The organism is Stenotrophomonas maltophilia group sp. P373, from assembly GCF_053295075.1.
Window position 1 is genome coordinate 1,938,918 of record NZ_CM129994.1, and the last position, 21,864, is coordinate 1,960,781.

General features: G+C 66.4%; 14 protein-coding genes. 12 read left to right on the forward strand and 2 right to left on the reverse strand.

The genetic code is table 11. The annotated features are described in order from the left end of the window. Positions 1 to 39 precede the first annotated feature (39 nt). From ACSYHF_RS09060 to cueR, 7 genes are all read left to right on the forward strand, one after another. A complete protein-coding gene (locus ACSYHF_RS09060; protein ID WP_447576319.1) occupies positions 40 to 1,062 on the forward strand; it encodes a glucokinase in 1,023 nt (340 codons plus the stop codon). A 51-nt stretch (positions 1,063 to 1,113) separates the two neighbouring features. After that, a complete protein-coding gene (locus tag ACSYHF_RS09065; protein ID WP_111178341.1) occupies positions 1,114 to 2,112 on the forward strand; it encodes a N(4)-(beta-N-acetylglucosaminyl)-L-asparaginase in 999 nt (332 codons plus the stop codon). Further along, positions 2,109 to 2,846 (forward strand): copper homeostasis protein CutC, encoded by a 738-nt coding sequence (locus ACSYHF_RS09070; protein ID WP_329848443.1) that lies wholly within the window; start codon positions 2,109 to 2,111, stop codon positions 2,844 to 2,846. The genes ACSYHF_RS09065 and ACSYHF_RS09070 overlap by 4 nt, the downstream gene beginning before the upstream one ends. A gap of 164 nt (positions 2,847 to 3,010) precedes the next feature. Next, entirely contained in the window at positions 3,011 to 3,640 is a 630-nt protein-coding gene (locus ACSYHF_RS09075; RefSeq protein WP_262221559.1) for a hypothetical protein, read from the forward strand. 296 nt (positions 3,641 to 3,936) lie between these two features. Further along, on the forward strand, positions 3,937 to 6,894 hold the full coding sequence (locus tag ACSYHF_RS09080; RefSeq protein ID WP_447576321.1) for a TonB-dependent receptor plug domain-containing protein: 2,958 nt from the start codon (positions 3,937 to 3,939) through the stop codon (positions 6,892 to 6,894). 161 nt (positions 6,895 to 7,055) lie between these two features. Continuing rightward, positions 7,056 to 9,557, forward strand: a complete 2,502-nt coding sequence (locus ACSYHF_RS09085; protein ID WP_329845212.1) for a heavy metal translocating P-type ATPase — start codon at positions 7,056 to 7,058, stop codon at positions 9,555 to 9,557. Positions 9,558 to 9,568: 11 nt separating this feature from the next. Further along, positions 9,569 to 10,024: a Cu(I)-responsive transcriptional regulator gene (cueR, locus tag ACSYHF_RS09090; RefSeq protein WP_262221561.1), complete on the forward strand. Its 456-nt coding sequence runs from the start codon at positions 9,569 to 9,571 to the stop codon at positions 10,022 to 10,024. Between the two features lie 80 nt (positions 10,025 to 10,104). On the opposite strand, the gene ACSYHF_RS09095 is transcribed toward cueR, so the two are convergent. Together ACSYHF_RS09095 and ACSYHF_RS09100 are read right to left on the reverse strand one after the other, a co-directional pair. Continuing rightward, a complete protein-coding gene (locus ACSYHF_RS09095; RefSeq protein WP_065184972.1) occupies positions 10,105 to 10,299 on the reverse strand; it encodes a heavy-metal-associated domain-containing protein in 195 nt (64 codons plus the stop codon). A 187-nt stretch (positions 10,300 to 10,486) separates the two neighbouring features. After that, complete coding sequence (locus tag ACSYHF_RS09100) at positions 10,487 to 13,561, reverse strand: TonB-dependent receptor (RefSeq protein WP_032954141.1); 3,075 nt, start codon at positions 13,559 to 13,561, stop codon at positions 10,487 to 10,489. A gap of 1,027 nt (positions 13,562 to 14,588) precedes the next feature. On the opposite strand from ACSYHF_RS09100, the gene ACSYHF_RS09105 reads away from it, so the two are divergent. From ACSYHF_RS09105 to ACSYHF_RS09125, 5 genes are all read left to right on the forward strand, one after another. Continuing rightward, a complete protein-coding gene (locus ACSYHF_RS09105; RefSeq protein WP_069138655.1) occupies positions 14,589 to 17,054 on the forward strand; it encodes a GH92 family glycosyl hydrolase in 2,466 nt (821 codons plus the stop codon). 96 nt (positions 17,055 to 17,150) lie between these two features. Beyond that, complete coding sequence (locus tag ACSYHF_RS09110) at positions 17,151 to 18,200, forward strand: LacI family DNA-binding transcriptional regulator (protein WP_005416345.1); 1,050 nt, start codon at positions 17,151 to 17,153, stop codon at positions 18,198 to 18,200. Positions 18,201 to 18,260: 60 nt separating this feature from the next. Further along, positions 18,261 to 19,574 (forward strand): L-fucose:H+ symporter permease, encoded by a 1,314-nt coding sequence (fucP, locus tag ACSYHF_RS09115; protein ID WP_005416346.1) that lies wholly within the window; start codon positions 18,261 to 18,263, stop codon positions 19,572 to 19,574. A 7-nt stretch (positions 19,575 to 19,581) separates the two neighbouring features. Further along, positions 19,582 to 20,577, forward strand: coding sequence for a carbohydrate kinase family protein (locus ACSYHF_RS09120; RefSeq protein ID WP_095377673.1), 996 nt, complete (start codon positions 19,582 to 19,584; stop codon positions 20,575 to 20,577). Further along, complete coding sequence (locus ACSYHF_RS09125; protein WP_447576326.1) at positions 20,574 to 21,800, forward strand: AGE family epimerase/isomerase; 1,227 nt, start codon at positions 20,574 to 20,576, stop codon at positions 21,798 to 21,800. Before ACSYHF_RS09120 ends, ACSYHF_RS09125 begins: the two co-directional genes overlap by 4 nt. Positions 21,801 to 21,864: the final 64 nt, after the last annotated feature.

A 21,864-nucleotide genomic window follows, 5' to 3' on the forward strand; every position in this document is an offset into this window, starting at 1 on the left:
TGAGAATCGGGGCGATTCAATCGATCCAAGCAGGCCAGCGTGACCATCGCAGCAGCGTCCCCGGTTTCCACCGACTCCGCCCGCGGCGGTCTTCCGCGCAGTCTCGTTGTCGCCGATGTCGGCGGCACCTTCGCCCGTTTGGCGCTGGCTGAAACGCAAGCCGGCCAGGCACCACTGCTGGGCAGCCATCGCACCTACGCCTGCGCCGAGCACCCCAGCCTGGCCGCGATCCTGGCCGATTTCACCGCTGGCCTCGGCCAGCCGGTACAGGCCGCGGTGGTCGCCATCGCCGGCCTGCTCGATGGCGATGTGTTGATCAATTCCAACCTGCCGTGGACGGTCTCGCTGTCGGCCACGCGGCTGCAGTCCGGGCTGCATGAGCTGCAGCTGATCAATGATTTTGAAGCGGTGGCGTTGGCCATTCCTTACCTGCAGCCTGACACCTTGGTGCCGCTCAATGGCGATGCTGACCCGGCGCAGGCGTTCCCGGCGCTGGTGCTGGGCGCCGGTACCGGCCTGGGTGCAGCATTGCGCTTTGCCGACGGCGAGCGTCCGGTGCTGGCCAGCGAGATCGGCCATGCCGCGCTCGGCGCCGGCAACGCGCTGGAACTGCAGGTGCTGGGCAAGCTGCTGCAGCGCTGGACGCACGTGGACAACGAGCGCGTGCTGTCCGGCAGTGGCCTGATGAACCTGTATCCGTGCCTGTGCGAACTGCGCGGTGTCACCCCGGTGTGGGGCAGCACCGAGGCACTGATCGGCGCCGCGCGCAGCGGCGAGGATGCGCTGGCGGTGGAAACGCTGCAGGTATTCTGTGCCTGGCTGGGCAGCCTGGCCGGCGACGCAGCGATCGCGGTGGGTGCGCGTTCGGTGTACCTGGCCGGGGGCATTTCCGCGCATGTGCAGGATTTCCTGGCCGATGGCCGCTTCCGTGAGCGCTTCCTCAACAAGGGCGTGCTGACCGAGGTACTGCGCCAGGTGCCGGTGTGGCGCGTGGAGCATGGCCAGCTGGGCGTTCTCGGCGCAGCGGTCTGGTACGCCGCACGGCAGCCCACGCAAGACTGATCGGCGTGGCCGGCATCGGGCCGGCCGTGCATTGCAGACTGGGAGGGGAAGATGGTGGATCGCAGGCAGTTCCTGCAGGCCGGCGCACTGGCTGCAGGCATGGTGGCCTTGCCGGGCGTGCAGGCGCGCACGCAGGGTGGGGCCAAGGTGGTTTCGACCTGGGACTTCGGCGTGCCGGCCAACCAGGCCGCATGGGAGGTGCTGGCGCAGGGTGGCAGCGCACTGGATGCAGTTGAAGCCGGTGCACGCTGGGCCGAGAGCGAGCTGTGCAACCCCACCGTCGGTCATTGCGGCAACCCGGATCGCGACGGCGTGCTGAGCCTGGACGCGAGCATCATGGATGGCGATGGCCGTTGTGGCGCAGTGGCTGCGCTGGTCGACATCCTGCATCCGGTGTCGGTAGCCCGCAAAGTGATGGAGAACAGCCCGCATGTTTTGCTGGTGGGCGAGGGCGCGCAGCAGTTCGCGGTGCAGCAGGGTTTTGAACGCAGGCACCTGCTCACGCCGCAGGCCGAAGCGGCCTGGCGCGAGTGGCTGAAGACCGAGAAGTACCAGCCGCAGATCAATGCCGAACGCCGTGGTATTCCCGGCAACAGTGACAACCACGACACCATCGGCATGCTGGCGCTGGATGCCAAGGGCCATCTTGCAGGTGCCTGCACCACCAGCGGCATGGCCTGGAAGCTGCACGGCCGGGTCGGCGACAGCCCGATCATCGGTGCCGGCCTGTATGTCGACAACGAAGTGGGCGCGGCCACTGCCTCGGGCGTGGGCGAGGAGATGATCCGCAATGCGGCCTCGTTCCTGGTGGTCGAGCTGATGCGCCAGGGGCGCTCGCCGGCGCAGGCCTGCCGCGAAGCGATCGATCGCGTGGTGCGCAAGCGCCCCGAAGCGAGCAAGACGCTGCAGGTGTGCTTCCTGGCCATGAACAAGCAGGGCGAGGTGGGTGCCTACGCGTTGCACCGCGGCTTCGTCTACGCCGTGTGCGATGCGCAGCGCCAGGATGACCTGCGTGATTCGCCGTCGATCTACACGAGCACCCAGGCGTGAGCACACGGCTGACCCTGGAGATTGCCAGCAACTCGCTGGCCTCGGCGCTGGCCGCCCAGGCCGGCGGCGCCGATCGCATCGAACTGTTCGACAACCTGGCCGAGGGCGGCACCACGCCGTCGTTCGCCAGCATCGCGATCGCCCGCGAACGCCTGTCCATTCCGCTGTTCGTACTGGTGCGCCCGCGCCCGGGCGACTTCCACTACGACGCACTGGAAACCGAACTGATGCTGCGTGACATCGCGCAGTGCCGCGCGCTCGGCTGCGATGGCGTGGTGATCGGTGCGCTGGATGTGCAGGGCGGGATCGATCTGGCGCTGTGCCGTGAACTGGTGCAGGCCGCCGGGCCGCTGCAGGTGACTTTCCATCGCGCCTTCGATGCTGCCCGCAATCTGCCTGCGGCACTTGAGCAGGTGGTTGAGCTGGGTTGCCAGCGCGTGCTGACCTCGGGCGGCCAGTTCAGCGCCGAGGCCGGCGCGGATGTGCTGGCGGGTCTGGTCACCCAGGCGGCGGGACGTATCACGGTGATGGCCGGCGCCGGGCTGGGACCGGCCAACATCGCGGCCGTTGCGCGACGGAGCGGCTGCACCGAACTGCACGCCTCGGCCAAGGGCCTGCGGCGCTCGGCCATGCAGTTCCAGAACCCGGCGCTGCGCGGCCTGGACCCGGACTGGAGCCAGACCGCCACCGCCACCGTGGCCGCACTGCGGCAGGCGCTGGACGGCGCAAGGTAACCCGCTTCTCCTGTAGAGCCGAGCCAACGCTCGGCTGCTCTTTGGGCCCGGGGTCGGATCCCTTCGCAGAAGGGCTCCGACCCCGGGCCTGCCCATCGTTGCGGCCGAAGAAGTGACGCTTACAGCACGTTCGAACGGCTAGAGCGGCAGGCCAAGTCGTTGAAATGGATACGCTGGTGCGCCGTCGCATGGCGGCGCAGTCGGTGATTGCCGATAGTGGTTCATACCGTCGTTCGCCAACGAATTCCCGCATGTTTCGACCGTTCCTGCTGCTTGTCTGCGCGGTGCCAGCCATTGCAATCGGCGCACGTGAAGGGCAGGCACCGGAGTGGGTGCGGGAGGTGGCTGCCGACAAGGACCTGCAGGTTGACCCCGAAATGGTTGGTGTGAGGCTTGAGCCAACCGCGCGGGGCGCGTTCCTCGACACGCGTGCACATCGAATCGGGGCGAGGCGTTTTCGCGCGCTGTATCAGGTATTCGATTCCAACGCGGATAGTCCGATGGGCCTTTGCGGCGCTGGGCGCGAGATCCATCTGTTCGTCTACGAATTGACCCCGCCGAAGCCCATTGAGCGCGGCAGGGTGTTGATCAGCAGCTGCCTTGAAACCCTGTCTCTGGTGAGCCAGAACTCAGGGCGATCCAACAGTGAATCCGACTTTTCCTCGGTCATCTGGCAGGGGGACGGGTTCTCCATCGAGTGGTGGGGTATCGGACCCGGAGGCGATACGTCGAGCCACTACGCGCTCCGAAATGACCACTTCGTCCCGACTCAACCGGGTGAGGGGAATCGCTGAGGGCGGACAAAACCGTTCCGCGCGCGGTTGTCGCGATCGTGTCATTGAAGTGTGCGCTGTTCTCTCAGCGATGTTGCGCAACCCTTTGATTGTTCTGGATACCGGCAGCCGATAGCGGCATTCCGCCAGCGGTTGCTGCATCGCCGCATGCCCGGCGCTGTTCAGCTGTGCTTTAGTTTGGATCGATCCACAGGGGAGGGGCTGGGACGGTCGTGAACCGATCCCGGTACCCGGATCAGCCGTCGTGCTACGCCACCACCCGTCCGTGCGTCCACCCTTTCCAAGAGCAATCACCCATGGCTCAGTCCGTTCGCAAGCGTCGTCACCTGCTGTCCCAGGCACTGGTCCTGGTCCTGTTTCCCCTGGCCGCTGGTGCACAGGAAGCGGCCAGTTCGTCCACCAAGGACTTGGACGCGGTCACCGTTACCGGTTCGCGCATCAAGCGCGCCGCGGTCGAAGGTCCGGCCCCGGTCAACGTGATCACCGCGCAGCAGATCCAGAAAGAGGGCTTCGTCAGCGTGTACGACGCGCTGAAGACGCTCACCGAAGCGACCGGCACCGTTGAAGCCGCCTCGCAATGGGGCTCGCACACGCCCAACGCCAGTGGCCTGAACCTGCGCGGGATGGGCCCGAACCGTTCTCTGCTGTTGGTCAACGGCCGTCGCGTGGCCGATTACCCGCTGCCGTATGGCGGTGAAACCAACTTCTCCAACTACGGCAACATTCCCGCTGCCGCGGTCGAGCGCATCGAAGTACTGACCGGCGGCGCCTCGGCCATCTATGGTTCGGACGCGATCGCCGGCGTGGTCAACGTCATCCTCAAAACCAACTACGACGGCGACGAAGTGCGCGTGCGCGGCGGCACCTCCACCGAAGGCGGGCGCGACACCTGGGACCTGTCATGGGCCGGCGGCAAAACGGGTGACAACTGGAGCGTGACCTATGCGTTGCAGTACACCAAGCGCGATCCGTTGTTCGGCCGCGACCGCCCGCAGATGGACGATGCCGATGATGCGCCGTATGCGTCCTGGAACATGGAGCAGCGCAAGGTCGGCTTCCGTCCCACGGCCGGGCTGGCGCTGATCGATCCGACGACGGGCCAGCGCCTGGCGCCGCCCACCGGTACCTGCGAGAAGTTCGACGGTGAGTACTACACGGCCGATCGACTGGTCTACAACTACGCCGCCAACCGCATCACCAACACCGGCCGCCTGTGCGGCATGAGCGCCGACTACGCCAACTGGCTGCTGACCGGTGGTGCCGAGAACGTGTCCGGCAACCTGTATGCCACCTTCGATTTCAGCAGCGACCTGCAGGCCTGGACCAACCTGGCGGCGTACCGCTCCGAAGCGATCTGGGGCACCAATCCACCCAGCGTCTCGCTGATCGACGATGACAACGGCTACTACTGGGATGCCAACCGCAACCGCCCGATCCTGGGCGTGCGCCAGTTCACCCCGAACGAAGTCGGCGGCTTGGACACCCTGCGCAACACCAACCGCGAGCTGTCATGGGACTGGAGCGCGGGCCTGCGTGGACGCCTTGCCGACCGCTTCGACTGGAGCGCCACGGTGGGCCGTTCCTACTATCGCGTGGAAGAACGGCAGAACGTGGTCGACAAGCAGAAGTCGTACGACTACTTCCTCGGCCCGCGCCTGGGCACCACCGCCAACGGCGAGGCGATCTACGCGCTGAACGAATCGCGCTGGTGGAATCCGCTCACGCCGGACCAGTACTGGCAGATGGGTGCGGTGGCCAGGAACCGCGCGTCATCGTGGGTCAACCAGGCCTCGGCGGACATCACCGGCGAACTGTTCCAGGGCTGGGCCGGCCCGATCTCGTTCGCCGCCGTGGCCGAAGTCGCGCAGCAGGGCTATCACCTCAGCCCGGACCCGCGCGCCGGCATCGACTTCGATCTGCAGAACGTCGATCGCGGTGGCGGCGAGCGCACCCGTTACTCGGCCGGCGTCGAGTTCAAGATCCCGCTGCTGGAGAGCGTGACGGCCACCGCGGCCGCCCGCTACGACCGCTATGGCAACTACAAGGCCGATGACAGCAGTGAAACGCTGGATATCGGCAGCCAGAAGGAGACCACCTGGAACGTCGGCCTGGAATGGCGCCCGGTCGAATCGCTGCTGGTGCGTGGCTCGTACGCCACCAGTTTCCACGCGCCGGACATGCACTATCTGCTGGGCCAGCCGAGCAGTTCCGAAGTGCAGACCTATGACCGCCTGCGCTGCATCCAGAGCGGTGCCTACCTGGTCAACAACTGTGGCGTGGGCAACACCGATGTCTGGTACACCTTCGACGTGAACCGGCGTGGCACGCCGCTGCTGCGTTCGGAAACCGGCGATTCGTGGACGGTCGGCTTCGTCTGGGACGTGATGCCGAACCTGTCGGTCAGCGCCGACTACTGGGCGATCAAGCTGGAAGACATGATCGTCGATGTCGGCGCCGACGAGGTGCTGGCCAGCGAGGCCGGCTGCCTGACCGGCAAGAACATCGATGGCACGCCGTGGGCCAATCCGGCCGGTGGCGATTATTGCGCCGGCATCCTGGCCCGCGTGAACCGTGACAGCAGCGGCCGGCTGGTGTCGATCGAGCGCGGCCCGTTCAACCTGGCCAGCCGGGAAGTGCGCGGTATCGACCTGACTGCACGCTATCGCCTGGAAACCGCGCAGTGGGGCAGCTTCCAGCTGGGCCTGAACTACACCAACCAGATCTCGACCAAGGAACAGCGCTACGCCAACGACCCGAACCCGGAACGGCGCGACCGAGACCTGCGCAGCAAGCTGCGCGCGAGCCTGGCCTGGCAGCGCGGCAACTGGAACGCCAACGTCTATGCCGACCGCGTGGGTTCGGTGCCGGGCGTGCGCTATCACTGGGGCACCGATCGCCTGGACAATCCCGGCGGTTGCCTGCCGTTCGCCGACGGCTACGTGCCCAGTGACAGTCCGTCGCTGAACTGCCTGGAACCGGCACAGCTGCCGGATGGCTCGTTGAACCCGAACCCCAACGCGGGCCAGCAGACCTCGCGCTACTTCGGCCGGGTCGGGCCGTTCATCACCTGGAACGTCAACGTGGGTTACCAGGTGACCGAGCACGCCAAGGTCAATGTCTACGTCAACAACGTGTTCAATTCGGCCAGCTGGAACCACAAGGACCCGTACAAGCTGGACTATGACTTCGCCCCGACCCGGTTGCTGAGCGCGGTCGGCCGCGAGTTCGCATTGGAGTATGTGTTCACCTTCTGAGGAGACCGGCCTCCGCCGGTAGATCCACGCCATGCGTGGATGCGGAAACGGAACACCGGGGGCGGCGCCCCCTTCAGGCATGCGGACAGGCTGGATTTGACCTTCCCACGATGGCAAGGTTTAGCCTGTCCGCATCCAGAAGGAAACCCGGGAATCCGATCATGAGCACGCCGCGCGCCGCTGCCGCCCCCGCCAGCCCCTCCACCATCAGCCTGCCCATCGAGGGCATGACCTGCGCCAGCTGCGTAGGCCGGGTCGAGGCAGCACTGTCCAAGGTCGAGGGCGTGGGCAGTGTCTCGGTGAACCTGGCCACCGAGCGGGCGGACATTCGTCCGTCGGGCCCGGTGGATCGCGCGGCGCTTGTCCAGGCAGTGGAGCGGGTGGGCTATGACGTGCCCGCAGCGACCACCGAACTGGCGGTCGAAGGCATGACCTGCGCTTCCTGCGTGGGCCGTGTCGAACGCGCGCTGTTGGCCGTGCCCGGCGTCAGCCAGGCCAGCGTCAACCTGGCCACCGAGCGCGCCACGGTGCGTGGCATGGCGGACGTGGCTGCGCTGGTCGCCGCGATCGACAAGGCCGGCTATGACGCACGTGTGATCGAGGCGGGTGTGCAGTCCGATGACCAGGCTGCGGAAAAGAAGGATGCCGAGCGCGCCGAACTGAAGCGCGACCTGATCGTGGCGGCCGCGCTGGCACTGCCGGTGTTCGTACTGGAAATGGGCTCGCACCTGATTCCCGGCATGCACGCATGGGTGATGTCCACCCTCGGCATGCAGGCCAGCTGGTACCTGCAGTTCGTGCTGACCGCGTTGGTGCTGGCCATTCCGGGCCGCCGTTTCTACCAGAAGGGGTTCCCGGCGCTGCTGCGGTTGGCGCCGGACATGAATTCGCTGGTGGCGGTGGGCACCGCCGCGGCGTTCGGCTATTCGGTGGTAGCGACCTTTGCACCGCGGCTGCTGCCGCCGGGCACGGTGAACGTCTACTACGAAGCGGCGGCGGTGATCGTCGCGTTGATCCTGCTCGGCCGCTTCCTGGAGGCCCGGGCCAAGGGCCGCACCTCCGAAGCGATCAAGCGCCTGGTCAACCTGCAGGCCAAGGTGGCCCATGTGATCCGTGACGGCCGCGCGGTCGACATCCCGATCAATGAAGTGCAGAGCGGCGACCTGGTGGAAGTGCGCCCCGGCGAGCGCGTGCCGGTGGATGGCGAGGTGGTTGAAGGCCGCAGCTACATCGATGAATCGATGATCAGCGGCGAGCCGATTCCGGTCGAGAAGCTGCCGGGCAGCAGCGTGGTGGGTGGCACGGTCAACCAGAAGGGCGCACTGACGGTGCGGGCCACGGCCGTGGGCGCGCAGACCCTGCTGGCGCAGATCATCCGCATGGTCGAACAGGCGCAGGGCTCGAAGCTGCCGATCCAGGCGGTGGTCGACAAGGTCACGTTGTGGTTTGTGCCGGCGGTGATGCTGGCCGCGCTGGCGACCTTCGCGGTCTGGTTGATCTTCGGTCCATCGCCGGCACTGAGCTTTGCACTGGTCAATGCGGTGGCGGTGCTGATCATTGCCTGCCCGTGCGCGATGGGCCTGGCCACGCCGACCTCGATCATGGTCGGAACCGGTCGTGGCGCCGAAATGGGCGTGCTGTTCCGCAAGGGCGAAGCACTGCAGCTGCTGAAGGACGCGCAGGTGGTGGCGGTGGACAAGACCGGCACGCTGACCGAAGGCCGCCCGCGCCTGACCGACCTGGAGATTGCTGCCGGCTTCGATCGCAACAGGGTTCTGGCGGCAGTGGCCGCGGTGGAGTCGCGCTCGGAGCATCCCATCGCCCGCGCGATTGTTGATGCCGCGACCGGGCAGGGCATCACGTTGCCGGGCATGGTCGACTTCGAATCGGTCACCGGCATGGGCGTGCGGGCCAGTGTCGAGGGTGCACGCGTGGAGGTCGGTGCCGACCGCTTCATGCGCGACCTGGGCGTGGACATCACTGCATTCGCAGCATTGGCGGCGGAACTCGGCACGCAGGGCAAGTCGCCGCTGTATGCCGCCATCGACGGTCGCCTGGCCGCGATCATCGCGGTATCCGATCCGATCAAGCCGAGCACCCCGGCAGCGATCGCGGCACTGCATCGGTTGGGCCTGAAGGTGGCGATGATCACCGGCGACAACGCCGGGACCGCGCAGGCGATCGCGCGCCAGCTCGGCATCGATGAAGTGGTGGCCGAGGTGCTGCCGGAAGGCAAGGTCGAGGCAGTGCGCCGGCTGAAGGCCACGCACGGCCACGTCGCCTTCGTTGGTGACGGCATCAACGATGCGCCAGCACTGGCCGAGGCCGATGTCGGCCTGGCCATCGGCACCGGCACCGATATCGCGGTGGAATCGGCCGACGTGGTGCTGATGTCGGGCAACCTGCAGGGCGTACCGAACGCCATTGCGCTATCGAAGGCGACGTTGGGCAACATCCGGCAGAACCTGTTCTGGGCCTTCGCCTACAACACCGCGTTGATTCCGGTGGCCGCCGGCGTGCTGTACCCGGCCTGGGGCGTGCTGCTGTCGCCGGTGTTCGCGGCCGGTGCGATGGCACTGTCCAGTGTGTTCGTGCTGGGCAACGCACTGCGCCTGCGCCGCTTCCAGCCGCCAATGGCGGATGCCGCCGTTGCGACCCACTGAAGGAGAATCGCATGAATATCGGTGACGCCGCCAAGGCCTCCAGCGTGTCGGCGAAAATGATCCGCTACTACGAACAGATCGGCCTGATTCCTGCGGCGGATAGAACGGAGTCGGGCTATCGGGCGTATTCGCAGGCCGACATCCATCGCCTGTGCTTCATCCGCCGCGCGCGCGATCTCGGCTTCCAGGTGGCCGAGATCGGCGACCTGCTGGGCCTGTGGAACGACACGTCGCGCCACAGTGCCGACGTCAAGCAGCTGGCCGAGCAGCACATCGCCGACCTGGAACAGCGCATCGAGCACATGCGGCAGATGGCCGACACGCTGAAATCGCTGATCCGCTGCTGTGCCGGCGATGAGCGCCCGGAATGCCCGATCCTGCAGCGGCTGGGTGAAGACGATGAGGCTCCGCTGCCGGTGGAAGCGGCCAAGACCGGCGCGGTGCGCCGCCGCGCACGCAAGCACTGAGTTTTCATGTTCGCATGCACTGAAAAGCCCGCCCAGTGACAGTGCAGGGGGCGGGCTCCGCTGTGGCAGAAAGCAGGGGATCAGGCAGTGCGCGGCGGGAACCCCGCATCCTTCAGCGCGGCGAACACCTGCTCCTGTGATGCGGTGGTCTGCACCTTGACCAGGCCGGTCGGCGGATCGGCCACCACACTGGCGCTCGGATCGATCTGCTGGATCGCGCGGGTCACGCTGCGCGCGCAGCCGCCGCAGGTCATGCCGTCAACATGGAATTCCATCTGTAGCTCCTTCGGTGCTCGTGAGGTGAAACCAGTGTGCACCTTCCAACGATGGCAGGGTCAAGCAGGTGGCTGAACGGCGGTGCAGGCAAATGAAAACGGCAGCCGCCTGTACCAGCGCGGCTGCCGTGGAGGACCATTCCCGTCGGGGCGGGCAAGACTGCGCCGGGCCAGGCCCGGCGCTGCCTCAGAACTTCCAGTTCACGCCGAAATACAGCTGGCGCCCGGCGTACAGATTGGACAGCAGGCGGGCCTGGCTGTCGTTGCCGATGTAGCTGCGCAGCTCGGACTTGGTGGCGTTCAGTACGGCCGCGGTCACCGTCCAGTCCGGGGTGAGGTTGTAGGCCACGTTCAGGTCAAGCTGGCTGTAAGGCTTGGTGTAGGTGGTCATGCCATTGTTCAGGCCGCCGACCACTTCACCACGACGGTTGTACGAGGCGCGCGCCAGGAACTTGTCGTTCTCGTAGAACACCGTAACGTTGGCCTGGTTCTTGGCACTGCCGACCAGCGGCGAGGAGCCGATTTCCTCGCCATCCAGCACGATCGAGGCCAGGTTGGTGTCGTTGTAGGTGTAGTTGGCCTGCACGCCCAGTCCGAAGTCGAACGTGTACTGGCCATACAGTTCCACGCCCTGCGACACGCCATCGCGGCCATTGGCCTGGGTCTCGTACTTCTGCACGGTGACCGACTGCCCGCCGACGTTCATCTGCTGGTCGCGCACCACCGGCACGGTGAAGTTGTCCACGTTCTTGCGGAACAGCGAAACACCTGCGACCGCGCCCGGCTTGAAGTACCACTCCAGGCCCAGGTCGAACTGGACCGCCTTGAACGGTTCCAGCGCCTTGTTGCTGCCCGAGCCGTACCAGCCGGGCGTGTCGGTGCCGCCGGTGACGCGGCGGTCGTTGGCGTACTCTTCGCTGATGTAGCGCAGGCCACCGGGATAGGCGATGCTGGTGTAGCTCGGGCGCGCGACCACCTTCGACGCCGCGCCACGCAGCACCAGGTTGTCGGTGATGTCCCAGGCAATGTTGAAGCTGGGCAGCACGTCGGTATAGGTCTTTTCCAGCGACGACAGGGCATACACCTTGTCGCGCACCTGCGGGTCGGGCAGGCGGACGAAGCCACCCTGGCAGCGCAGGTTCGGGTCGGCGGCCGGATCATCGCAGCTCATCGGCGCGCCGCTGGCGTTGTCGACGAAATAGTCGTTGAAGCGCTCGACCGAATCGCTGGACTGGGCGAACTGCTTGGTCCGCACCACGCGCACGCCGATGTTGCCGCGTACCCGCTCAGTGCGGAAGTTGGCCTGGAAGTAGCCGGAATAAATCTTCTCGTTGACGTCGTAGACGAAGTCTTCTTCGGTGCGGTTGTGCGAGCCACCGTAGGTCTTGTCCAGGTAGTCGATGTAGGCCGGGTAGTTGATGCCCGGGAACACGTTGGCGTTGAACGCGCCGGTGATGTTGCTGATCGGGTTGGACAGGAAGAAGCCCGGCTGCGCATCGCCTGCGGTCGGATCGCAACCGGCCTGGTAGCGGTTGTTGTCATAGTCGGACGGATCCAGGCCCGGGCACACCCAATAGGTGTTGCCGGTGTTGCGGTGGACCTTGCCATCGCGGTACTTGGCGCCGAACTGGATCGAATCCAGCCAGCCGGCCTCGAACAGCTTGGTGACGTCGGCCTGGAAGTAGTTCTGCTTGACCTCGGTCTGCATCCACGACGAATCGGTCGAGCCGGTATCGACTTCGGCCACGCCCGCCATCAACTGCTGCTGCAGGTCCGGCGAGAACTGCACCGACGGCGTGCCGGTCAGGTCCCAGGCGGTGTACTGGTTGCCGGACTGCCACTGGTTGCCAACCTTGCGGCGCGGCTTGGCCGACATGCGGAAATTCATCGACGGACCACCTTCGGACCAGGTGCGGCCGCCAGTGAACGAGGCCTTCCACAGCGGGCTGATATCCCAGTCGATGGTCAGGTCGGCGGTCTGCGACAGTGCCTTTTCCTTGCTGTATCCACCGGTGAGCTGCGGAGTGGGGATGGTGCAGTCGTCCGGGCCCCAGCCACCGGGTTCCAGGCCGGCTGCCGCTGCTTCTTCCTCACTGCAGTAATAGGTCTTTCCGGCCAGCTTCTGGTACTGCGCACCCGTGACGATGCTGCCACTCGGGTCGAAATCCAGGCCGTTGAGCAGGCGGCCGCCGGCCCAGTTGCCGTCCTGGTTGTAGCGGGCCAGGTTCCACTCCGGCACCTTCAGCATGTTCTGGGTGTAGTCACCCTGCAGCTCGAAGCGGAAGTAGTTCGCGGTCATCGTGACGTTGTCGACCGGCTTGAACTGGAAGGTCAGCTGGCCGCCCTTGCGCTCGCGCTTTTCTTCCTTCACCGCGAAGTTCACCGAGGTCGGCATGAAGAATTCGCTGTAGTTCTTGCCAGCCTGGTTGTTGAAGCCGGACTGGCCCCACCAGTAGTGGATGCCATCCTGCTCCAGCAGGTTGCCGTTGGCATCGCGGGCCGTGGTGCCATTGCCGTACCACTGGTAGTCCTCGGTGCTGGCTTCCATGGTGCGGGTGGTGCGCTTCTGCTGGGTCACGCCGACGAGGACGCCGAAGCGCTCATCCTTGCTGTGCCACGAGTACAGCGCGGACGCCTGCGGATCGACATCGTGGCTGGTATCGGAGGTGGTGCCCTCCAGGTTCACGTAGCCGGAGTTGGATTCCATGTCCAGCGGGCGGCGGGTATGCAGGATGACCGTGCCGCCGATGCCGCCTTCGTCGATGCGTGCTTCCGGCGACTTGAACAGCTCCGCGCTGGACAACATGTTCGATGGCAGCAGGGTGTAGTTGAAGGAGCGCGTCGCTTCGTTGTTGGTCTCCGACGAGGCGACGAAGTTGCCGTTCAACTGGGTCAGGGTCAGGTCCGGCGCGAGGCCGCGCACACTGACACTCTTGCCTTCGCCACCGCTGCGGGTGATGACCACGCCGGGCACGCGCTGCAGTGCGTCGGCCACGTTCTTGTCGGGGAACTTGCCGACGTCCTCGGCGGTGATCACCTCGACCACCGCGTTGGCGTCGCGCTTCTGCTCGAGGCTCTTTTCAATGGCGTAGCGGTAGCCGGTGACCTGGACGCTGTCCAGGGTGGTGGCGTCCTGCGAGCCGGTGGAAGCGGCCTGTTGCGCGGCGGCGCCACCCGGAATGACGGCGGCGGCCAAGGCCAGCGCGATGGCCAACGACAATGCGTCCTGGCCATGCGTACGTGTTGAATGCTTCATTCCCATCTCTCCCTCTCTCATGGATTGATCCGGTGACGTGGCACGGACAACTTGAATCGATCTAATTTGAAGTGACTTTGTCGCTGTCGCCAAGCAACTGCCAGTGGCGCCGCGCGCGTGGCCTGGTACGTCCTGTTGCTGCTCCCCCAACTCCCGGCCATCGCAGCGTCGTCTTGGATCGATCTAAGCGATGGGCGGGCGATTTTTAGCACGGGTCGCCCGCAGGCGCATGCTGCTGCGCAATATGGTACTGGCGTGGCGAAGGGATGACGGTTTGCTGAAATCAGTGAAATCGTTTTCGTGCGCAGGGGAGGGTGGGTCGGCAGGGCTGCGCCCTGCACCTGCTTGAAGCGAAAGCCAAAGCCAAAGCGGCTCTGGGTTGGCTGTGGTTTGGCGGGGCGGTGTCGGATTGCGGGGACGCCGTAAACCCGTCCCTGGGGGCTTGGCCGCGGCATCCATGCCGCGGACACCCCGCAATCCGACACCGCCCCGCCTTCGACAGTTTCCCGGTGACGGTTGGATGGGTCCTGGGGACGGCATGGGGTAACGGCATGGGGTCAGATCCGTTTTCCTATGGAAAACGGATCTGACCCCGGATCGATTTCGTTATCCGTCAGAGATTCGTTGCAGATCGCGGGAATCTGTCGAAGGCGGGGTGGGGCCGGTTGCGGGGGCGTGAGCCGCATGGATGCGGCGACCGAGCTTACATGGACGTACTTGCAGCGTCCCCCGCAACCGGACCCACCCCGACTCCCCGCAGGAAACTGGCTTCTGCTGTTGCTGTTGCTGTTGCTGTTGCTCCAGCTCGTAGCAGGTGCAGGGCGCAGCCCTGCCGAACACCCCATCTCATGCTGCGCCGCAGAATGCATTCGGCTGAACCTGCATGCTCTACTTGAATCGATCTAAATTCACGGTCTGGTGGGTCGGGCGTCATTCCAGGGGGAGCTCTCTGCAGGTCAGGGCAGGGCTCAGCGGAACGGTGCCGGACGGCCCCGGCCGTCTGCCTCCGCGTCATCGACTACAGGAACCCGACATGCGTCCAGTGCCGTCCGCTCCCGCCGTCCCATTGTCCTCGCGCCCGCTGGTGCGCCTGGCCTGCCTGCTCGCGCTGTCGTCAGTGCCGGTGCTGCTGCAGGCCGCACCGGCCGCGCTGGAACGCGAGGTCAATACCTTCATCGGGAGCAAGGACGACGGCAATACATTCCCGGGCGCGTCGGCGCCGTTCGGCCTGATCCAGGTCAGCCCGATCGGCAGCCACTATTCGGGCTGGCGCTACGACGACGAGAAGATCCGTGGCTTCGGTCATTCGTTCATTTCCGGCGCCGGCTGCTGGGAGCAGGGTGGCCAGGTGTCGGTGCTGCCGGTGACCGGTTCGATCGGTCCGGGCGGCGATTTCGATACCGGCAATGCCAAGCAGTTCGACCACAAGGCCTACGCATCGACCTACACCCACGATGGCGAGGTCGGCCAGGCCGGCTACTACAAGGTGCGCCTGACCAGCTACGGCGGCATCGATGCGGAAGCCACCGCGCGCACCCGTGCCGCCGCCGAGCGCTACACCTTCAGCCAGCGCAGCGGCGATGGCCACGTGCTCGTCAATGTCGGCCAGGCCAACGAGCGCCATTCGGTGATCGGCAGCGTGGTCGATGTGGTCGGCGATCGTGTGGTGGAAGGCAAATTGGTCACCAAGAGCTTCTGTGGCGGCCACCAGTACACCACCTGGTTCCGCATCGAGTTTGACCGTCCGTTCAAGGCGCATGGCACCTGGGGTGAGGGCGGTGGCCTGCCGGGCGCGCGCCACAGCATGGAAGGCGAGCAGAAGCCGAACGGCGCCTGGCTCAGCTTCGACCTGGCCAAGGGCCAGTCGGTGACGGCGGTCAGCGCGATCTCGCACGTGGATGCCGAAGGCGCGCGCACCAACCTGCGCGCAGAAGGCATGCAGAATGGGGTGCTGCTCGGCTTCGACCGCATGCGTGCGCTGTCCCAGCAGTCCTGGCGCGAGCAGCTGGGCCGGGTGCGTGTTCAGGGCGGCACTGCCGACGACCGCGCGGTGTTCTACAGCGCGGTCTATCACGCACTGCTGCAGCCGATGACAGGCAACGACGCCGACGGCCGCTACCGCGGTTATGACGACGGTATCCACCGCGCCGATGGCTGGACCTATTACGAGTACTTCTCGCTGTGGGATACCTACCGCGCGCAGAACCAGTGGCTGGCGCTGACCCGCCCGGACGTGGCGCGCGACATCGGCCGTACCCTGCTGGCGATCGACGAACAGGTCGGTTGGCTGCCGCGCTGGGGTTATGCCAACTTCGAGACCAACATCATGACCGGCGATCCGGTCACGCCGTTCATGGTCGACCTGTGGCGCTTCGGCGCGCTCAAGGGCCGTGAATCGCAGGCCTGGGATGCACTGCGCCGCAATGCCTTCGGCACGCCGCCACTGAACTCGCGCATGGCCGGACGCTCCGGCAACCCGACCTACCTGGACAAGGGCTATGTGGCCTACGACCGCGCGTTCCCGTCCAAGGGCATGGATGTCGATCCACACCATGGTGGTTCGGCCACGCTGGAATATGCGTTGGCCGACTGCGCGCTCTCGCAGATGGCCGATGGCCTGGGCCATGCGCAGGATGCGGCGACGCTGCGTGAGCGTGGCCGCAACTGGCGCAAGGTGTGGGACCCGCAGGTGCGGGATGCCGAGACGGGTTTCACCGGCTTCCCGCGCCCGCGCACCGAGGATGGCCAGTGGTACACGCCGGCCGATGGCCACTACAGCCCGCGTTCGCACCACGGTTTCCATGAGGGCACGGCGTGGCAGTACCAGTGGCTGGCGCAGCAGGACGTGCCGGGCCTGGTCGAAGCGATGGACGGCCGCGAACAGGCCGGTCGCCGCCTGGATGCGTTCTTCGCGATGGACGCGCTGCAGGCCGATCCGCTCAATGCCGCCCGCAAGGCGTGGGTGGTGGGGCCGTACAGCTACTACAACCAGTTCCGCTACAACCCGAACAACGAGCCGGACCTGCACTCGCCGTGGCTGTACACGCTGATCGGCCAGCCGTGGAAGACCGCCGCCGTGGTGCGTGCCGCGCAGCAGTTGTTCACCAATGCCCCTAATGGCGTGACCGGCAACGATGACCTCGGCACGATGTCGGCCTGGTACCTGTTCAGCGCCATCGGCGTGTACCCGGCGGTGCCGGGCAGCGGCCAGTTCCTGCTGCACACGCCGCGCTTCAGCAAGGTCGAAGTGGATATGGGCAATGGCCGAACCCTGCGCATCGACGCGCCGGGTGCCGATGGCCGCCGCCTGCAATACGTGCAGGGTGTGCGGGTCGACGGCCAGGCGCATGCACCTGTGTGGCTGGACTGGGACCGCCTGCAGCAGGGCCCGCGCCTGCAGTTCGCGCTCGACGCGAAGGCGCCGGAGCAGGGCTGGGGCACCGCGGTGAAGGACCTGCCGGTGTCCTGGTGCGCGGCACCGGGCAGCCAGCTGCGCTGAGCCGGACTGTGCCGTTCGCGCTGACCCAGCGAACGGCACGGCACGACACGGCCCTGATCCATTAGGCTTGAGCCTCCAGCGGAGTCCGGGAAGACGATGAACGACAACGGCAACAGTCCCAGCAAGCGCGCCGGCAAGGCGGTGACGGTGACCGACATCGCGCGCGCGATCGGCGTGTCACGGGCAACCGTGTCGCTGGTGCTGCGTGGCAGCCCGCTGGTCAACGTCGATACCCGCGCCAAGGTCGAGGCCGAACTGCGCCGCCAGCGTTACGTCTACAACCGCGCGGCGGCCAACCTGCGCCGTCGTACCTCGTCGAGCATCGCGCTGGTGATCAACGATCTCTCCAACCCGTTCTTCGCCGAGTTCGCATCGGGTGTGGACGAGGCGTTGGGCGGGCGTGGCTACGTGACCCTGCTCGGCAGCACGGGTGAATCGCCGGAGCGGCAGCAGGCGGTGCTGTCCACGCTGATGGAGCACACCCCGGCCGGCCTGATCCTGTCGCCGGCCGAGGGCAGCGATACCGCACAGCTGCGGCAGGCACTGGGTGCCAATGCCAACGTGCTGCTGTTCAACCGCGAACTGGCCGGGGCCGACTGGGACTTCCTGACCCTGGACAACCAGCACGGCGCCTATCTGGCCACGCGCCACCTGATCGAGCGCGGCCACCGCCAGATCGCGTTCTTCGGGGGCCACGCCGCATCCAGTTCCTGCCACCAGCGCCGCGCGGGTTTCCAGCAGGCGCTGGCCGAGGCCGGTCTTTCGCTGCCGCCGGGCTGGATGATCGAGTCGGCCCCGAACCGCCTGGAAGCGGCAGCGCGCACCGATGAACTCTTCGCCGACGGTCATCGGCCGAGTGCGGCGGTCTGCTACAACGACACCGTCGCGCTGGGCCTGATGCTGGGCTTGAACTCGCGCGGCATCCGTCCGGGCGGCGATTTCGCCGTCACCGGCTTCGATGATATTTCCGAGGCGGCGGTGGCCGTACCGCCGTTGACCACGCTCACCGCCGACCCGCGCGAGCGTGGCCGCCAGGCTGCGGCGCTGCTGCTGCAGCGGCTGGACGAACCCGACGCGCCGCCTCGGCGCACGGTCGCGCCGGTGCAGTTGCGCATCCGCGAAAGCAGTGCCGCACGACCGAACTGATTCCTTCCGCATACCCCTTCCACGCAACAACGACCTTCCGCGCATCGAGGCGCGTACCGCATGCCGATCTCCGCAACGCCCCGTCCATCGGGTTCTTCGGGCAACGCACCCGCCGTCACCAACGGCAAGGCGTTGGCTGTCGTGACCACGATCTTCTTCATGTGGGGCTTCCTGACCTGCCTCAATGACATCCTGATCCCGCACCTGAAGGCGGTGTTCGAACTGAACTACGCCAAGGCGATGCTGGTGCAGTTCACCTTCTTCGGTACTTACTTCCTGATGTCGCTGCCGGCGGGCCGCCTGGTGGCGGCGCTGGGCTACAAGAAGGGCATCGTGGCTGGACTGGTGATCGCCGGCATTGGCGCGCTGGGCTTCTGGCCGGCGGCCGAACTGCGCGTGTACGGCGCCTTCCTCGGTGCGTTGTTCGTACTGGCCACGGGCATTACCGTGCTGCAGGTCGCCGCCAACCCGTACGTCGCGCTGCTGGGCCCGGAACAGACCAGTTCCAGCCGCCTGACCCTGGCGCAGGCGCTGAACTCGCTGGGCACGGCCATCGCGCCGATCTTCGGCGGCATGCTGATCCTGTCCAACACGGTCAAGAGCGCTGACGACATCGCGGCGCTGCCGGCCGCCGAGCAGCTGGCCTACCGTGCCGCCGAGGCGCAGGCCGTGCAGGGACCGTACGTGGGCCTGGCCGTGGCGCTGGTGCTGCTGGCGCTGTTCGTGTTCCTGTTCCGCCTGCCGGCGCTGAGCGACGCCACCGAGCAGGCCGACCAGGGCCACCACCACAGCTACCTGGATGCGCTGCGCAAGCGCCACCTGCTGCTGGGCGTGCTGGGCATCTTCTTCTACGTCGGCGCTGAGGTGTCGATCGGCAGCTTCCTGGTCAACTACCTGTCGATGCCCAACATCGGTGGCTTCAGCGAACAGGAAGCCACACACTACGTGTCGGCCTACTGGACGATGGCGATGATCGGCCGCTTCGCGGGCTCAGCGCTGCTGGCGCGCTTCTCGCCCAGCCGCCTGCTGGCGATCTTCGCGCTGGTCAACGTGGCGCTGCTGGTCACGACCATGCTGAGCTCCGGCAACATCGCGCTGTACTCGGTGGTGGCGATCGGCCTGTTCAACTCGATCATGTTCCCGACCATCTTCGCGCTGAGCATCGAGCGCCTGGGGCCGCTGACCAACAAGGGCTCCAGCCTGCTGATCATGGCCATCGTCGGCGGTGCCGTGGTGCCGTACCTGCAGGGCGTCCTGGCCGACCACATCGGTGTGCAGGCCAGCTTCATCCTGCCGCTGCTGTGCTACGGCTACATCATTTTCTACGGACTGGTCGGCGCGCGTACGCCGGCCTCCGCAACGCAGGGAGGCTGAGTCCGGAATGGGTGCCATCGTTTGCTTCGGCGAAATTTTGATCGATCTACTAGCGCAGCCGCCGGCCTCGGCCGACACGCCGCGCGCCTTCCTGCAGTACGCCGGTGGTGCACCGGCCAACGTTGCCGTTGCGGCCGCACGGTTGGGTGCGAAGACGCAGTTCGTCGGCACGCTGGGCCGCGACATGTTCGGCGACTTCCTGGCCGACAGCCTGGTCGAGCACGGCGTGGGCACGGATTACATCGTGCGTACCGATGCGGCCAAGACCGCACTGGCCTTCGTCGCACTGGATGCCAGCGGCGAGCGCAGCTTCAGCTTCTATCGCCCGCCGGCAGCCGACCTGCTGTTCCGTGACAGCGACTTCCAGGCGGCGTGCTTCGACAGCGCACAGTGCTTCCATGTCTGTTCCAACAGCCTGACCGAAGCGGCCATCGCCGAGGCGACCTTCGCCGGCATGGATCGCGCGCGTGCGGCTGGTGCGGTGGTCAGCCTCGACCTCAATCTGCGTCCGGCGCTGTGGCCGGCGAACGAGGACCCGACACCGCGCCTGTGGCAGGCGCTGGAACGCGCCGACCTGGTCAAGCTGTCGCGCGAGGAACTGGACTACCTGGCCGCGCGGCTGGGTGCCGATGGCGAGGCAGCGGTACTGCGGCGCCTGCTCGCTGCGCGCGCGCGCTGGGTGATCGTCACCGACGGTGCGGCCACGCTGCACTGGTACACGCGCGACAACCACGGCACGGTCACAAGCTTCCGCGTGGCTACCGTCGACACCACGGCGGCTGGCGATGCTTTCGTCGGTGGCGTGCTGGTTGGGCTGCTGGAGCGCGGCGGCGCCGGTGCCGGTTTTGCCGCCTTCTGCCAGGACCCGGAGGCGATCACCGCCACGCTGCGCTTCGGTGCTGCGGTCGGTGCGCTGGCTGTTACCCGCAAGGGCGCGTTCGCCGCGATGCCCTCGCTCGATGAAGTGCAGCAGCTGCTGCAGGCCCAGGACATTACCGCATGAGCACCTCCCCCGACTTCCGTTCGCCCGCGTTCCTGCGCGCGCATATCGCCGACACGATGGCGTTCTACCACCCGCGCTGCATCGACCCGAACGGTGGCTTCTTCCACTACTTCCGTGACGACGGCAGCATCTACGACGCCAACCATCGCCATCTGGTGAGCAGCACGCGTTTCGTCTTCAACTACGCGATGGCCTACCGCGAATTCGGCAACGCCGAGCACCGTGAGGCGGTCGAGCACGGCGTGCGCTACCTGCGCGAGGTGCACCGCAACCCGGCCACCGGCGGTTACGCCTGGACCCTGCGCGACGGCAAGGTCGAGGACGACATGAACCACTGCTACGGCGTGGCGTTCGTGCTGTTGGCCTACAGCTGCGCACTGAAGGCCGGTCTCGAACAGGCCCGCGCATGGATGGACGAGACCTGGCAGCTGCTGGAAGCGCGCTTCTGGGAGCCCCAGCACGGCCTCTACAAGGACGAAGCCGATGGGCAGTGGAACTTCACCGGCTACCGTGGCCAGAACGCCAACATGCACATGTGCGAGGCGATGCTGGCCGCCTTCGAGGCCAGCGGCGAACAGCGCTATGTGGAGCGCGCGCTGCAGCTGGCCGACAACATGACCCGTCGCCAGGCCGCCAAGGCCGGTGGCCTGGTGTGGGAGCACTACGATTCCAACTGGGAGATCGACTGGGACTACAACCTGGACGACCCCAAGCACCTGTTCCGCCCGTGGGGCTTCCAGCCGGGCCACCAGACCGAATGGGCCAAGCTGTTGTTGATCCTGGACCGCCATGTGCAGGTCGACTGGCTGGTGCCGACCGCGCAGCACCTGTTCGACGTGGCCGTGGCGCGCAGCTGGGACGAGACGCGGGGTGGCCTGTACTACGGTTTCGCGCCGGAGTCGCGCCGGCAGCCGGGCATGGATGGCGCCCCGATCGGTGGCGACAGTTTCGTCTGCGACGACGACAAGTATTTCTGGGTGCAGGCGGAGACGCTTGCGACCGCCGCACTGATGGCCAAGCGTACCGGCGATGACCGCTATTGGCAGTGGTACGAGCGTATCTGGGCGTATTCGTGGGAACACTTCGTCGATCACCGGTACGGCGCCTGGTTCCGCATCCTCGATGCCGACAATCGCAAGTACAGCGACGAGAAGAGCCCGGCCGGCAAGGTGGATTACCACACCATGGGTGCGTGCTACGAAGTGTTGAACGTGGTGCGTTGAGGTTGGCGCGCCGGGCATGGCCCGGCGCTGCCGTGAACTGGACTTGCAGATAGCGCCGGACCGT